We start from the raw sequence: 14,820 nt of genomic DNA, 5'->3' as shown, positions 1-14,820 counted from the left end.
CGCTTACCTAAAATCACACTCAAACGCTTTGATAACAGATACGTTCTCGGAAGTGGTAATTATCGTTACAAAAAGTTAGAATCTTAGGGCAAAATTGAGTCATAGTTTAGTTGATGAACGATTCTAGAATAGTTTACGTTTCTTTTGATACCGTACCAGCGCCCAAGGGAGCCGCAATTCATATTTCTGCTTTTACTCAAGCTTTGGCAGATGCTTTTGGCGACATTCAGCTAGTGACAGTTTCCCCGACAGCCTACGCAGTAAATCAGAGGGAATCACCTCATGTTATCCAATCCATGTTACCTGCGCTAGGAGATACGTTAATTAATCGAGTGATTTATTTTCGCGCGATGCTGGGCAATTGGTGGCAGAATCAGTGGTTTGAGACAGTGCATATCCGTTCTATTTATGAAGGATTTCCCATTGCCCTGAGCAAAGAAAAATTATGTAAGTATTTAATTTTTGAAGTTAATGGATTGCCATCCATTGAACTCAAATATCGCTATCCAGCAGTGGCAGAAGATCGGGAATTATTGCACAAATTAAAGGCGCAAGAAAAAATTTGTTTAGAAGCATCAGATTTAATTTTAACGCCTAGTTCCGTAACCAGAGACTATCTCCAAACAAGAGGGGTTCCCGGCTCAAAAATCCGCGTCATTCCCAATGGAGTTGATTTAGATATATTTACTTATCGTCCTTCAAAATTTAGGGATGCCGAGTATCCAAATCTTCCCTATCAGGACAAGGAAACGCCACCCCTACAGATTGAAAATGATGCAATAAAGACTCAGCCTCGATTTCAGGTGTTATATTTTGGGACATTTTCCCCTTGGCAAGGGATTAATCTTGCTGTTGAAGCACTGGCACTTGCTGACCGGGATTTTCCTACTCAATTAACAGTCATTGGACAAGCTCGTGAATTTCAGATTTTAGCCTTAAAACAGCTAGCTTCAAAATTAGGGGTAGCAGAGTCTCTCACGATTCTAGACCCTGTATCGCAAGCGGAACTCGTCCAAAAAATTCATGCATCTGATGTAATTTTGGCTCCGTTGACGCCCAATGACCGAAATCTGGTTCAGGGTTGTTGTCCTTTAAAGATTTTGGAAGGAATGGCGACAGGTACGCCAGTGATTGCTAGCGATTTACCAGTAGCGAGAGAATTGGGTGAGGATGGGGTGCATTTTCTACTCGTGAAACCGGGTTCTGCAAAGGCAATTAAAGATGCTTTACTGAGGTTGAAAACAGAACCAGAATTGGCAAGAAATTTGGCGAGGAATGCCCGTCAGCAGATCGAAAATTATTACACGTGGAAACACGCGGGTGATGCTTTGGTGGCAGCTTATGAGGAAATTGGGATTAAACGATCGATAACAGTTTGAAGCCGCTGATTTTCATGTTTTAGAGAAAATTCAGCGAGAATGCGATCGCGCCCTGCCATCCCAATCTGACGCCTAGCACTTGGCTCTAAATCTAAACACTCCAGCACCGCCTCACCCAGTCGATGTAACTGGGAACGAGGAAGCAAAAATCCACTTTTCCCATGCTCAATCACCTCTGGAATTCCACCGGCATCGCTGGCAATACAGCAACAACCACAGGCGATCGCTTCTAGCAGCGCATTCGGCATCCCCTCCCATACAGAAGGTTGCAGATAGACATCACACAGCCGCAGATGCCCCGCTACCGCCGCAGGACTCGCTAAATGTCCGGTAATAATCACCCGCTTGGCGTCTTCTGGATGCTGAGTCGCATACAGTTGTAGTGCTGCTTCTTGAGACGCCCGCACTTCCCCGATAATTAACAAACACGCAGGACGTTGGGCGCGGACTGTGGTTAAGGCATTCAGAAGAAACTGCTGCCCCTTCTTTTCTCGTAATTCTCCGGAAAATCCCAGTACCGCTTCATCAGGAGCAATCCCTAAAGATGCTCTCAGAAGGGATGATTCATGAGTTGCGCCGATAATGGGGGGCGAAAATACCCGCTCATTGACGCCATTTTTCAAAACCATCACATCATCCCGCTGGGCGAGTAGCTGAATCTTTCGTGCCATATCAGCACTCACCGCCGTAATCAAACCGGCATTTAACAACGTCCATTGCAGTCGCGCAAAATCCCCCGGTGGAAACATGGCTCGATCGATATCATTCCCACGGGCGCTTACCGTGCTAGGAAGCCCATTTGTCGCCGCAAACCAAGTGGCTAAGAACCCACTGGGGAAGACATAGTGCCCCCAAACAGCATCGTATCCACGGCACTGATGCAGCCAGTCGAGGACGTTAAGCGTATGAGGCATCGTCATATCCCAGTGGCGATATAGCCCCACCCGATGGACTTTGAGATGTTTGACGATTTGGAAATCTTGACTTTCAGCGTGCCCGGTTGCTCCCCCTCTGGCAACATCTGAACTCCGGACTTCTCCCGGTTGCAAGTAACGACTCCACGCCACCACGTCTACTTCAATACCCAACTGGCAGAGGGCGGCGGCGATGCGTCCGGCGCTACTCGCTAACCCGCCAATATCTGGGGGAAATCGTTCCGTGAGAAAAAGAAGACGTCTCAAGGGACTATAAAGGATTGCTACTAGGACTGTTTAAAGTCTAAAGTCTAAAATGCGATCGCTCAGTTGTGAATCTGATTCCCTTAACGTTTTGTCTAACCTAGAGGGATTTCATTTAATTAAGGAAAAATTTGAAAAACCCAGGATCTTATTCCCTTTTCCGCGAACGAGTTATCAAGCGCTCAACGGAATGAGACAGCTAATCCCCGTCAACGGGGATTAGGGGCAGGGAGCCGCAGGCGATGGTAGTGTGGGTTTTTTTATCGCGGGGAATCACCTCACCGCTATTCCTGCTCAGTCGCCCCCCTCAATCGCTACCAGCACCACTGTAATATTGTCTCTGCCCCCTTTATCTTTAGCGGACTCGACAAGGGCGTCGGCTGCCTTTTCCAAGGAAGTAACCTTGAGGTGAGTTGCAATCAACTGATCCGAGAGTTCTTCTGTGAGTCCATCGCTACACAGCAGCAGCCTGTCGCCTGCTTGCACATCCAGCGGTTGGATCTCAATCAAACGCAAATCTTTACGACCCAGACACTGAGACAATACGTGACGCCACGGGTGCATTTTAGCTTGTTCGGAAGTCAGCTCCCCGGCTTTCATCGCCCGTGCCACCCAAGTATGATCCTCAGTGATTTGCTCTAGAGTTGCCCCTCGCATTCGATAAAGGCGAGAGTCCCCCACATGAGCGACCCAAGGCTGCTGTTGGCGAAACATCACTACAACGCCTGTCGTGCCCATATCTGAGCGTTCTGGATGATTCGCTTGATCTTGTAAAATCGCCTGATTTGCATCCAAGAAGGCTTTTTCTAATAACGCTGGGCAAGTCTCGTCGGAATGCCAATGCTCATCTAGATAGGTGTAGATAGCCTGAGTGGCGATTTGGCTTGCCTCCTGGCCTCCTGCATGTCCTCCCATGCCATCAGCAACTATAAAAAATCGCCCATCAGGGTCGATATGGTAGTCATCTTGGTTGACGGAACGAAGAAGTCCCGCATCAGAGAGGCCCGTGGAGCGAGGAATCATATATTGTCTGCTGGCAACAGCAACTTTACTTTACCCGAATCAAAACATCCGATCAAATCGGTCGAGGCGCATGAGCAAGCGAATGAGGACAAACGCGATGGCAGATGCCCCCAGAGCAACCACGACTGCCAACCCGACATAACCCTGAACGAAGAGGATGGTGGCTGACAGAGTGAAGGCACTGATGAGCAAAGTATAGTTGGTTCCTAACTGAATACTGCTCATTCGCCGAAGAATGCGATCGCTCTCAATAGAGCGCACTCGAATTCGCAGGTCGCCCTGCTCTAATTTCTCAATCGTATCCTCAATCCGCCTGGGCAAACTCAAAGCCGTACTGCTAACTTGAGCCGCTTGCCGTCCTAATTCATTCAAGAAGCTACTACTACTATTACTGCCATTACTATCTGCCATAAGCTGCATTGCAAAGGGTTTTGCAACCTCCATAAAGTTAAATTCCGGGTCTAAGCCTTTTCCAACCCCTTCTAAAGTTGAGAAGGCTCGCATCACAAAGGTAAAAGTCGCCGGAAACCGAAAAGGTTGGTCGTAAGCAATTTCATAAAGGTCTTCACTAATCTGACTCACCGATTGGTTTTCAAACGGCTTGTCCATAAAGTGATCCAGCATATACTGAATCGATCGCCGTACGGGTCCCATATCATCAACCGCTGCCAGCGCTCCCATTTCGACGAGCGAATGCATCACTCGGTCGCCATCTTTTTGGGCAATGCCAAACAGCGTTTCCATTAGTTGCTCGCGAATGTTGGACTTAATCCGCCCCATCATGCCGAAATCATAGAAAATTAGGGCACCTTCGGGACTGACTGCGATATTGCCAGGATGCGGGTCGGCGTGGAAGAAGCCATCGTTGAGCAATTGTTGCAGGTAAGCTTTAGCACCCAGATGAGCCAGTTCCTTTCGATCTAGCCCTGCTGCTTCTAGCGCTTCATAGTGACTAATTTTGATGCCCGGAATGTACTCAAGAGTGACAACCCGTGGCGACGTATATCGCCAGTAGACACGCGGCACTTTTACCCAATCATAGGCGCGGAAGTTGCGGCGAAACGTATCGGCATTGCTGCCTTCATTCAGGTAATCAATTTCTTCCCAAAGAATTCGGCTGCACTCCTCATAGATTCCCAGCCAGTCACGACCCCGACCCCAGTCGGGATGGTTTTGAAAGAAACGGGCAATTCCTCTAAGAATTTGCAAATCAACCGTAAACAGCTGCCGCAGTCCGGGTCGTTGTACCTTGACCACGACTTCTTCGCCGCTGTGGAGAGTTGCTTTATGTACCTGTCCCAAGCTAGCAGCCGCCAGGGGAATCGGGTCAAAAGTGCGGTAAAGCTGCGAAACTTTCTTGCTGAAGTCCTTCTCAATCAACACCTCAGCTTGTTCGTAGCTAAAAGCAGGCACTTTGTCTTGCAGCTTAGAAAGTTCCTCCACATACTCCACAGGGAATAAATCGGCACGGGTGGAGAACAGCTGCCCAACTTTAATAAAAGTCGGCCCTAGGTCTAAGAACGTCTCTCGAATCCAAATCGCTTGTGCTCTGCGTCTGTGGGCTTGTTTTTCCTCTGTAACTCCGCCCGGATAGCTCCAAGATTTGTTGTAGCGCCAGAGCTTAAACAATAAGGTTAAAACAAACCCCCAAATATCTACGAAGCGCCGTTGATGGGAGTAACTTTCACGGTTCCACCGATAAGCCTTATCCTTACGGGCTTTATCAGCGGCACGCTGGGCACTCGGCGTGCTAGCCGCGTATCGCTTCAGTTTAGAGTCATTAGGATAGGCTGACACTCGGATTCCTAAGTCTGTTTTTTCAAGTAGTTGGCGCGATCGCAGTTGAGTGTGTGAGTTTTGGATAACTAACAACTCACAACTGAACTTTTAACTGAATTCCCCCTCAGCACGCGAACAGAGCGCTGCGCTCTCAGGATTTATACTGAGCTGCTGCGATAGCGTTGTAATTCGGCGCGAAAGCGAGCGACTTCTGCCCGAAGTTCATCAATCGTCGCTTGCAAATCTGTTGTTTGGGTGCCTTGAGGCACAATGCTGGTAGTGGTTCGCCCCCGCATCACCGTTTCAGCTTGGGCGTTAGAGCGTTCGGTTACTCGTGAGGTGAAGTGCCGCAAAGACTCTCGTTGTTCAGCATCAAATTTGCCGAGTTCTGAGAGAGCATTGGTGACGGCGTTTTCTACCTGTTCATTGAGAGCTTCTGCAACCGCTCTGCCGACAAAAAAGGCATGAACTACAGGATTCGTCATGAAAAAATCTATTTGTGCGTCCGAAACAAATTATAACTTGCTTGCTCTCGATACTACATACAGCCTAGGTTACAGCTTAGGCTTTGGCAGTGTACCTGAGGAAGGTGGTACGGGTGCGACAACAGCAGCGGGGGGTGATAGCAGGTTAGCGTTGGACGTGGGATCGGGGGTGTCTGAGATGGGCCAGTCGTCGCGGGGTGGAAAGGATTGTTCGGTATGCAGGATAGAAGATCCCGGTCCCATTGCTCCGTTCAAGCGAACTGCCAAGCCGAATCCAGCACCCGTACAGGTAGCGATCGCAGCGGTCATCATCAGCCCTCTGCCTAGTGTCAGTTTAGGAAACTTTAAGTTTTGTAAGCTAGGAAGGTTCGCTGACGAGCCAAGCTTTGTAGAGACGCGATTCATCGTCTCTGGAATCTTGAAACTCTCTAGCGAGATTTTCAGTTTGGCAAAGGCAATCGGGAAGTTTGCCCGTATCGCTGTTTTGAGTTGTTTCGGGGCAGCACTCACTTTGGCTAGTCGAGTTTTGTAGGGGCGGGTTTTGCCCGGTCGCTTCACATCCTGGCTAAGATTCCAGTTCACTCCGCTAGCAAGCGATATCTTCGGTTTCGTGTTGCTGGCTGGTTGCGGCTTTTGGGGGGCAGGCTGAGATTTGGGGATTACAGGGCGACGAGCCGTTTGGGTCGCGCGGGGAGCCTGTGGAGCCTTGCTAGCTGGCAACAGGGAGAGCCAATCTTCTACTTTTTGGGGACGCTTCTCGGCTTTGATTTCTAAGCCACACAAAATGGCAGCGATCGCAGTCGGGCTGAGTTTGGGTTGAATTTCCCGTAAATTTGACAGAGGGATGCGATCGCGTAGCGGTGCTGGAACCGGCGGTTGACCCGTCAGCAAGCAATACAAACTTGCTGCTAAAGCATAGACATCTGTCGCTGGGGTGAGTTTTGCCTGGGAAAAATATTGTTCGATTGGCGCATATCCGGGATTTAGTAAACTGGCTTGGGTTTGCGTCACTCCCGGCGTCAATTCATCACAAAAACCAACGTCAATCAGCACGACATCATCAGTTCCTTGACGCCGGATGATGTTTTGGGGTTTGACATCTCGGTGCAGTAACCCTGCCTTGTGAATCACCGTTAAGGCACTGCCAATTTGATGAATATAGCCAAGGGCTTGGGCTTCTGGCAAAATCTGACCCGCTGGCAGCGATTCAGCTAGGGTCTGCCCCGGTAGGAACTCCATGACGATGAAACATCGCCGAGATTCCTCAAACAAGTCGAGAACCCGAACCAGGTGAGGATGCTTGCAGCGAGCGAGGCGACGTGCCTGGGTGAGAAATTGCTGCCCAAACCGCTCAAAATCGGGATGAGTCCTCAGACTGTCGTTGAGGGTTTTGACGACGACCGCTTTCCCCGATTGAGTATGAGTCGCCCGGTAGGTGATCCCAAAGATACCTTGACCCAGTGGGGCGTCGAGGACGTATTTGCCGTTCTTCAGGACTGCTCCAGCCGTTAAGTTCATTAAAGATTTGTTACAGTTTTCCCAACTATGCTACCGTCTTGGTACGAATTTTGAGTCTCAGGAGGGAGGGAAGCGGCGGTTGATTACCGGGCTTGCTTAGGGCGGGTGTTTCCGCTCCTGGATTTGACTCTTAGCCGCTTCAAAGTGGATAATACTCTGCCAAAAATTTTTCAGCATCAGCGCGATCGCGGATTTCTCCATCCAGCGTTGCTGCCAACAGACGATCTAACATGGGTTTAAATTCACGCCCCGGTTTGTAGCCGAGGGTTTTCAAATCATTGCCGTTTAATATCGGTTGAATATTCGCCCAGATAGTGAGATATCGCCAAATTAGCCGCCGAATCAGACGCGAATTTTTGACAGCAATCAAAATCAACGTAGGCAATTCGTACCGTCTCAGCAACACGACAATTTGACTCGGTCGGTGACATTCGGGCAAAAATTTCACCACATCCGCTCGATCCCGATCGAGTTGCTCTAATCGTTCGATACTGTCTGTCGGTAATTGCAGATTGATTGCCACTTTCGCGCGATATTCGCCAGCGAGGTAGGCAATTAAAATTTCTAGCCGCATCTGCCAATGATCGAGGGTTTTCTGGGGATCAAATCGGCGCAGACACCGATCTAGTAAACGCACCTGCTTCCATAATGGCTCATCTAACTCTAGCGTGGGATGGAGGCACCGCAACGCCCCCAGATCGGCAAGTAACTGCAACGCGGGTTTCCAGTAGGGCGCTTGGAGGATGTATTTGAGTTCTGCTTTCAGCCGTGTTTGTAGCGCTGGGGCTTTGCTATTTTCAGAGAGCGAGCGCTCGTAAATTCCACTCTCTAGCGCATAGCGGATATATCCTTCCGTCTGTGGCTCAATCTGAAATCCCAGGCGCACTGCAAACCGCACGGCGCGATAAATGCGCGTGGGATCTTCGATAAAGCTATTGGCATGGAGGACGCGGATTTGGCGCGATCGCAAATCTAACATTCCGCCAAAGAAATCTAATAATTCACCCGCCCGGGGTGGCGTCAGTCGCATCGCCAAGGCGTTAATGGTGAAATCCCGCCGATACAAATCTTGGCGAATTGAACTCGCTTCAACTTCTGGATTCGCGGCTGGGTAAGGATAAAACTCAGTTCGAGCCGTCGCAATATCTACCCAAAGAGAGTCTAAAACTGGGTCATTGTGCCACAGTAGCGCGGCTGTTTGAAATTGACCGTGAACTTCCAGACGAGCATTTGGATAGGTTTGTTGAAGTGCTTTCGCTAGTTCTACCCCAGCTCCGACATCCGCCGAGCGGTGAAAGCCATCTACTACCAAGTCAATATCTGAAAGCATCAGGGTTTCATGGGGATTGGCGAGCAGTAAATCCCGCACCCCTCCGCCGACCAAATAGAGATGCCAGCCGCGTTGTTCTGCCTGCTGGGAGGCTCTAGTGAGGAATTCCCACAAGGGAGGAGCAAGGCGATCGCGCAAAATATCGGTTAGGGTTTGATGAGCATTTGGAATTGATAATCGGGAATTGGGAAGGGGATTTTTTCTCTCGTCATCTGTAACATATCCTCCATTCCCTCTTCCCTGATGCAACTGCCGCAAAACATCGGTGCGCGTCACCATTCCGACAAGTTGCCCATCTTGCAATACCGGCAACCGCCCGATATCGTAAGTCACCATAATCGATTCAATCTCTGGCAAGGACGTATCCGGAGTAATCGTCTTCAGATTGTTAGCCATGTAGCCTTTTACCGGCGCATGACTAAAGCCATGATGCAATGCCAGATCGATATCCCGCCGGGAAACAATCCCCACCAGTTGGTCTTCGGAATTCACGACCGAAAGACCAGAATGCCCATAACGTAATAAAATTCTCTGGGCTTGCTCAATTGTCGTGTCCGGGCGAATCGTCCGCACTGGGGATGACATCAGTTCTCGTGCTGTCAGTGGCTGGGGAATTTGGTCTTTTAACTGACTGACGAGCCGATCGAGAGTTGCCTGGGTATCCACGCCGCGCAGTGTCACCGACGCCGCCTGGGAATGCCCCCCGCCACCCAGCGGGTGAAACAATTCATTGAGATTGGTGCCTTCAATACGCGATCGCCCAATGACCGTAAATCGCTCTTCACCTCCATCCCCCACTGGATACGCCGTAGCGAGTAGCAAAGCATCGCTTTCGCCCAGATCCAGAAGTCGAGTCGCAAGCGTTGACAAGCCGGGAACGTAGTCAGAGGTTTTGAGCAGCACCCAAGAAACGGTATAGCCGCACGTTGTCGCTCTTTGTAAATGGTCCAGCGCTTCTGTCAACAGTTCCTGCAATTGAGGCGATAAACCTGGCTCAACATAATCGGCAATTAAGCGCAAGCTTGCCCCTTGTTCCATTAACCAAGCCAACGCGATCGCATCTCTTGCCGTCGCCCCTTCATAAGTTAACGATCCGGTATCGACGTGGATTCCCAACGCCATCACAGTTGCCTCAGAAGGCGTCAACTGGATGCCTTCTTGCTGGAGCTGCTCGGCAATCAGAGTGGTGGTTGCTCCGACTGGCTCAACTTGGGTGCGGGTAGCGGGGATATCTCCTTCCCCGTCTGGATGATGGTCGTAAACGACAACTTCCAATAAATCAGGCAAATCCAGCCATTGGGATGCCTTTCCCACGCGATCGCGTTTTTGAGTATCCACAACAGCAATCGACCGAATCTGCTCTGGGTTCACAGCGCGACGCTCAATCAGCGCATACTCATCTCGGTGCAACGCCAAAAAATCCCGCACCGCTGGATGGCAACCGCCGGTCAGCACGACCCTAGATCCCGGCTGGAGACGGGTTAGCCCCACCGCTGCACCCAAGGTGTCAAAGTCCGCTGTTGTATGGCACAAAATCACATTCATCATTATGAGTCCTTAGTCATTAGTCCTTTGCCCATAACCCATAACCAATGACCCATGACGAATGACCAATGAGTGTCGATTTTTGATACGGTACTACTGTATAGAATTGCGGCTGAACTATTTCTATCCAGCCCATTGCTGTCTTGGGAGAAGAGAAAATGACAATTTTATTTCAGTTGGTACTAGGTGCTTTAGTCTTTTTATCATTCGTCATGGTCATTGGGGTTCCAGTTGCCTATGCCACTCCTCAGAACTGGGATCAGTCTAAGCGCCTCCTTCTTTTAGGATCTGGAGTTTGGATTGCTCTGGTATTTCTGACAGGTGCCCTAAGCTATTTGGTAGTTTAAGGATAGTCAGAGTCAGTCATCGGTCAGGGTTCGATGGTCATCAGTCCACTGCACCCGACTCAGGACTAAAGACAAATGACTGATGACTCAAAACAACTGACAAAAAGCTTCTTATATCTAAAATCATGGCAGTTTTCGAGGGAACGTTTACTCAGACTCAACCCCTACGGTTTGCGATCGTCATCGGTCGCTTCAACGATTTGGTGACGACTAAACTATTGGAGGGGTGTCAAGATTGTCTGAAACGCCACGGCATCGATGTCAATCCTCAAGGCACTCAAGTGGACTATGCTTGGGTTCCTGGGAGTTTTGAGGTGCCTTTGGTGGCTCACCAGTTGGCCCTCACGCGCCGATATGATGCTGTAATTTGCCTGGGTGCAGTCATTCGGGGTCAAACTCCCCACTTTGATTATGTCGCCTCGGAAGTCTCCAAGGGGATTGCCAATGCTGGGTTTCAAACGGGTGTGCCGATCATTTTTGGCATTTTGACAGTAGATACGATGCAACAAGCCTTGGAAAGAGCTGGCATCAAGAGTAACAACGGCTGGGGCTATGCGATGAATGCTCTTGAGATGGCAAGCTTGATGCAGCAGCTCAAAGGGAATGCCGGTGGCGCATCCTACGGTAATAATGCGGTTCATACAGTAACAACTCAAGCACTGCCAGTTTCGCCGAACCTGGCGATTTCTCCAGAGTCAGCAGTTGAACGCAACGCATCTGATTCTCTTTGATCGTTGCACTGTGAGTCGGGTGCGCTGAGAGCTGGGGCGGGGTTTTCCCGCCCCGAGCTGCGAATTTAGGCCGCGAATTTAGAAAGATAAAGATTGATCTCTCGTCTTTCATGCCACCCTTCGGGAAGGGCAAAGCCCGACATCCTTCATTTTTGCCCTAGCACTTCTCGTCCTAGGTAAGGTTGCAGCGCTTCTGGTATCTTGATGGTGCCATCGGGTTGTTGATAGTTCTCCAGAATCGCTGCCATCGTGCGCCCAATTGCCAATCCGGAACCGTTCAGCGTGTGGACAAATTGGGTTCCTTTTTTTCCAGCTTCTTTGAAACGAATGCTGCCGCGTCGAGCCTGAAAATCCATGAAGTTAGAGCAGCTAGAAATCTCGCGGTATTTCTCAGCAGACGGCAGCCATACCTCTAGGTCATAGCACCTTGCTGCCCCAAACCCTAAATCCCCAGTGCATAACTCAAGGACGCGATAAGGCAACTTCAATGCCTGCAAAATTGCCTCGGCATTTTGTACCAACGATTCATGCTCTGCGGCTGAATGATTGGGATGGACAAGTTTTACCAACTCGACTTTATTAAACTGGTGCAGTCGAATTAGCCCTCGCGTGTCTCGTCCGTAGCTACCTGCTTCCCGGCGAAAACAGGGAGTATAGGCACAGTGATAGATAGGCAGCTGCGACGCCTCCAAGATTTCGTCTCGATAGAGATTCGTCACCGGCACTTCAGCCGTGGGAGCGAGCCACAAGTCATCTTGAGCGCATTTAAAGCTTTCGTCGGCAAATTTGGGCAGCTGACTTGTGGCGGTGAGCGATTCGCTGTTGATTAGAAAGGGGGGAATGACTTCTACGTATCCAGCAGCGATTTGCTGGTCGAGCATGAAGCTAATTAAAGCTCTTTCTAAGGCAGCACCAGCACCAATTAGCGTGACAAAACGACTTTGTGCAACTTTAGCCGAGCGCTCAAAGTTAAGAATTCCTAGTTGTTCGCCAATTTCCCAATGGGGAAGAATTTCGGAGTTTTGAGGCAAGTATTCATCCCCCCAGCGGCGGACTTCTACATTCTCTTCTTCACTTTTACCAATAGGTGTGGACTCACTGGGTAAGTTAGGAAACGATAACAAGAGCGCTTCTAACTCGGCTTTCAGGGTTCTTTCCTGGGGTTCAAGTTCGGCAATCTGGTTTTTGATTTGGTTGCCTTCTTCCCGCAATGCTTGGATTTCTGAGCCGTTGGGATCGCTCCCCGATTTAATTTTTTGACCGACTAATTTGCCGATTTCGTTTCCACGAGCTTGGAGCTGACTTCGCTTTGCTTCTAGTTCTCGTTGCTGCTGGTCGCGCTGCAAAATCGGCTGTAGGTCATATTGCCCGATCCCGCGACGATTCAGGCGCTCTTGTACACCTTCTGAATTTTCCCGTATCTGCTTGAGGTCTAGCACAGATTTTTTCCAGCTTTTTTTGCCAATTAATCAGAATACACTGCGATCGCGCGATCGCGATGATACAGCCGAGAGTCTGTATGCGCTCTCAGCCTTCTTTACTTGCTGATGCCGCAATTCGACCCTTTGCCTCCATTACTGTCGGTTGATGCGACTATACAACCACAAGGAAACAACAATCCCGGCAAAATGAGCGGTAATTGTATGTGTATTCGCCAGCACCACAAAAATATCTAAAGGTTGAATCAACCGATTAATAAATTGGGGATCGTAGATGGCTACCCCACCTTGAGCCTGAGCCAGCGACTTTGCCAGCAGAGTGCCGGTAATCGCTTCTGCGCCCAGAACTGCCAATAATAAGCCCCCTAAACTAACGAGTAATCCAAACCTTAAAACTTTAATCGTATCTGCCTTTTTCGGGCGGAGGTTGGGATTAGAATCTTTTAGCTGTATGCCCAAACGGGTGTAACGCCAAGCTTGATAAACACTGAAATACAGCACTAAAAGACCGCAAACTGCAAAAAAGATACTGCCACCTGTCCCTGGGCTAGCAGCGGCAGCGCCACTGGCACGCGGCTGGGCAGCAGGGATGGCAAACAAGAAAATTATGCTCGAAACAACGGCTAGGACTAACTGAACCCAGAAGCCAGCCCAGCCAGCGATCCGAAAAGAGCCAGCGATTCGCTGTAGAGCTGAAGGAACGGGAGATGAATCGAACTGTTCTCGCATAAATTGATTTTAAATCGGTTTAATTCCGGATTTATCTATAAACAGAGCGTTTTGTTGAACAAGTAATGCAATCCCAAATTTATACGGTAATCTTCCTAACCACCAGTTTGAGGCAATGGGGCAGCAAAATTCAAAGATGTTTAACCTCTGGAGAACTTTTAACCCAATGGAGCCGTCTTTCTTTCGAGAGCAGGCTTCTAATTTACTTGGCTTTGATGACGGCCTGCCATTTCCAGAGCAGCCCTCTCGAAGTGGAAGCAGCATGATGAAATTCCTGCAACCAAATCTCAGGAAGCATTTACTCTCCGTCGCTTATGCAGTTGCTTTGGTAGGTAGTTTGGCAGCCTATCAAAGGACGGTGATACCGAAACCGCTTTCGGTAGCGCAAAAACATTGGGCAGCGATCGCTACGGAAAACCCGGAGCGAACAGTCACGCAATACAGTGACAATGCCATTTTAATGCGCTCCTATGGCGTTCTGGACGAAGTCTATCAGGGGAAATCCATCTACCCAGCCTGGGAAGAATTCTTCTCGAAGTACAAGATTCAAGATTTCCAGGTTGTAAAACAACAGCAACGCGATCGCGCTGTCGAAGCAGTCATCACGATCTATGCCAAGTCCAAGCACGGAACCCCTGTTGTTTTGTCGCTTTCCTACCAGGTGCAATTTGATAAGGATGGCAAAATCATCCGTGAAGTCTGGCAGGCCAACCCAGAATTGAGTGTCTAAAATTGATGGTATCGTTCTGTCATTTTGCCAGCTGACATCACGCGCTGCTTTTGATCGTTCGCGGTCTTAATACACCAGTGATAGCAGCCTTGTTTGGGGTGTGTTTTCTGATTGATAAAGGCATCGTTAGATTGGGGAAATCGATCCTAATCCAATTTATTTGGCTGGGAGTTCAGTGAATTATGCAGATGAAATTTGAGGATATTTATCAGTTTTTTCAAGACCCTCCTCCCACTTATCTCAACAAGGAACTAGCGGTGTGTTATGTCCTTTCAGTTTTGATGAGTGGAGAATCCTATGGAACCGAACTCATCGGGCGACTAGAGAGTGAATATCCTACCTATCGGCTTTCTGATACCGTCTTATACAGCGCCTTAAAATTTCTGGAAGACCAAGCCGCTATCACAGGGTATTGGAAAAAAGTGGAGGGGAGAGGAAGACCTCGTCGAATGTATCAAATTCGCCCAGAGTGTCTGGAACAGGCTCATGACCTGGCTCGCCTTTGGGATGAATACACAATGAGAGAATCTCAAGCCATCTGAGCCAATCCCAAAGAAGCTCTCTTGCGATAGGCTATAGGTTATAGGCGATCTTGTATCTCTTGGAC

General features: G+C 49.2%; 12 protein-coding genes and 1 pseudogene. 5 read left to right on the top strand and 8 right to left on the bottom strand.

The genetic code is table 11. The features are described 5' to 3' along the window. Positions 1 to 113 precede the first annotated feature (113 nt). Positions 114 to 1,379: a glycosyltransferase family 4 protein gene (locus tag NC996_RS14890; RefSeq protein ID WP_190689011.1), complete on the top strand. Its 1,266-nt coding sequence runs from the start codon at positions 114 to 116 to the stop codon at positions 1,377 to 1,379. Here the strand turns inward: NC996_RS14890 and NC996_RS14885 are convergent. The 6 genes from NC996_RS14885 to NC996_RS14860 form a co-directional block, all read right to left on the bottom strand. Beyond that, the gene (locus tag NC996_RS14885) at positions 1,340 to 2,560 is read right to left on the bottom strand and encodes a glycosyltransferase (RefSeq protein ID WP_190689008.1); all 1,221 of its coding nucleotides are present in this window, start codon (positions 2,558 to 2,560) and stop codon (positions 1,340 to 1,342) included. The two genes, NC996_RS14890 and NC996_RS14885, sit on opposite strands and share 40 nt — an antisense overlap. Before the next feature lie 291 nt (positions 2,561 to 2,851). Beyond that, the gene (locus NC996_RS14880) at positions 2,852 to 3,580 is read right to left on the bottom strand and encodes a PP2C family serine/threonine-protein phosphatase (RefSeq protein WP_190414405.1); all 729 of its coding nucleotides are present in this window, start codon (positions 3,578 to 3,580) and stop codon (positions 2,852 to 2,854) included. 39 nt (positions 3,581 to 3,619) lie between these two features. Further along, positions 3,620 to 5,377: an AarF/UbiB family protein gene (locus NC996_RS14875; protein ID WP_190414482.1), complete on the bottom strand. Its 1,758-nt coding sequence runs from the start codon at positions 5,375 to 5,377 to the stop codon at positions 3,620 to 3,622. A 140-nt stretch (positions 5,378 to 5,517) separates the two neighbouring features. After that, entirely contained in the window at positions 5,518 to 5,844 is a 327-nt protein-coding gene (locus tag NC996_RS14870) for a DUF6825 family protein (RefSeq protein ID WP_190414406.1), read from the bottom strand. A 69-nt stretch (positions 5,845 to 5,913) separates the two neighbouring features. Beyond that, on the bottom strand, positions 5,914 to 7,362 hold the full coding sequence (locus tag NC996_RS14865) for a serine/threonine-protein kinase (RefSeq protein ID WP_190689007.1): 1,449 nt from the start codon (positions 7,360 to 7,362) through the stop codon (positions 5,914 to 5,916). A 139-nt stretch (positions 7,363 to 7,501) separates the two neighbouring features. Further along, entirely contained in the window at positions 7,502 to 10,237 is a 2,736-nt protein-coding gene (locus tag NC996_RS14860) for a CBS domain-containing protein (protein WP_190689092.1), read from the bottom strand. A gap of 158 nt (positions 10,238 to 10,395) precedes the next feature. Here NC996_RS14860 and psbZ point away from each other — a divergent pair, with 158 nt between their 5' ends. After that, positions 10,396 to 10,584 (top strand): photosystem II reaction center protein PsbZ, encoded by a 189-nt coding sequence (psbZ, locus tag NC996_RS14855; protein ID WP_190414408.1) that lies wholly within the window; start codon positions 10,396 to 10,398, stop codon positions 10,582 to 10,584. Positions 10,585 to 10,709: 125 nt separating this feature from the next. Then, a pseudogene (gene ribH / locus NC996_RS14850) lies at positions 10,710 to 11,183 on the top strand (6,7-dimethyl-8-ribityllumazine synthase); the annotation flags it as partial. A gap of 278 nt (positions 11,184 to 11,461) precedes the next feature. Here the strand turns inward: ribH and serS are convergent. Together serS and NC996_RS14840 are read right to left on the bottom strand one after the other, a co-directional pair. Next, positions 11,462 to 12,754 (bottom strand): serine--tRNA ligase, encoded by a 1,293-nt coding sequence (serS, locus tag NC996_RS14845; RefSeq protein WP_190689005.1) that lies wholly within the window; start codon positions 12,752 to 12,754, stop codon positions 11,462 to 11,464. A 135-nt stretch (positions 12,755 to 12,889) separates the two neighbouring features. Next, the gene (locus NC996_RS14840; RefSeq protein WP_190414411.1) at positions 12,890 to 13,483 is read right to left on the bottom strand and encodes a DUF3611 family protein; all 594 of its coding nucleotides are present in this window, start codon (positions 13,481 to 13,483) and stop codon (positions 12,890 to 12,892) included. A 136-nt stretch (positions 13,484 to 13,619) separates the two neighbouring features. Between NC996_RS14840 and NC996_RS14835 the strand changes: the two genes are divergently transcribed. Both NC996_RS14835 and NC996_RS14830 read left to right on the top strand, forming a co-directional pair. Further along, entirely contained in the window at positions 13,620 to 14,213 is a 594-nt protein-coding gene (locus tag NC996_RS14835; protein ID WP_242028912.1) for a hypothetical protein, read from the top strand. Between the two features lie 188 nt (positions 14,214 to 14,401). Further along, positions 14,402 to 14,755, top strand: coding sequence for a PadR family transcriptional regulator (locus NC996_RS14830; RefSeq protein ID WP_190414485.1), 354 nt, complete (start codon positions 14,402 to 14,404; stop codon positions 14,753 to 14,755). Positions 14,756 to 14,820 lie beyond the last annotated feature (65 nt).

Origin of the sequence: Trichocoleus sp. ST-U2 (genome assembly GCF_039961875.1) — a bacterium.
GTDB lineage: Bacteria > Cyanobacteriota > Cyanobacteriia > Cyanobacteriales > FACHB-T130 > FACHB-T130.
This window is presented reverse-complemented; position numbering and strand designations above follow the sequence as displayed.

Bases quoted from the DNA above. Each gene is read 5' to 3' on its own strand.
- NC996_RS14890 (WP_190689011.1), top strand. From the start codon at position 114: ATGAACGATTCTAGAATAGTTTACGTTTCTTTTGATACCGTACCAGCG.
- NC996_RS14880 (WP_190414405.1), bottom strand. From the start codon at position 3,580: ATGATTCCTCGCTCCACGGGCCTCTCTGATGCGGGACTTCTTCGTTCC.
- NC996_RS14870 (WP_190414406.1), bottom strand. From the start codon at position 5,844: ATGACGAATCCTGTAGTTCATGCCTTTTTTGTCGGCAGAGCGGTTGCA.
- NC996_RS14865 (WP_190689007.1), bottom strand. From the start codon at position 7,362: ATGAACTTAACGGCTGGAGCAGTCCTGAAGAACGGCAAATACGTCCTC.
- NC996_RS14860 (WP_190689092.1), bottom strand. From the start codon at position 10,237: ATGAATGTGATTTTGTGCCATACAACAGCGGACTTTGACACCTTGGGT.
- psbZ (WP_190414408.1), top strand. From the start codon at position 10,396: ATGACAATTTTATTTCAGTTGGTACTAGGTGCTTTAGTCTTTTTATCA.
- NC996_RS14840 (WP_190414411.1), bottom strand. From the start codon at position 13,483: ATGCGAGAACAGTTCGATTCATCTCCCGTTCCTTCAGCTCTACAGCGA.
- NC996_RS14835 (WP_242028912.1), top strand. From the start codon at position 13,620: ATGTTTAACCTCTGGAGAACTTTTAACCCAATGGAGCCGTCTTTCTTT.
- NC996_RS14830 (WP_190414485.1), top strand. From the start codon at position 14,402: ATGAAATTTGAGGATATTTATCAGTTTTTTCAAGACCCTCCTCCCACT.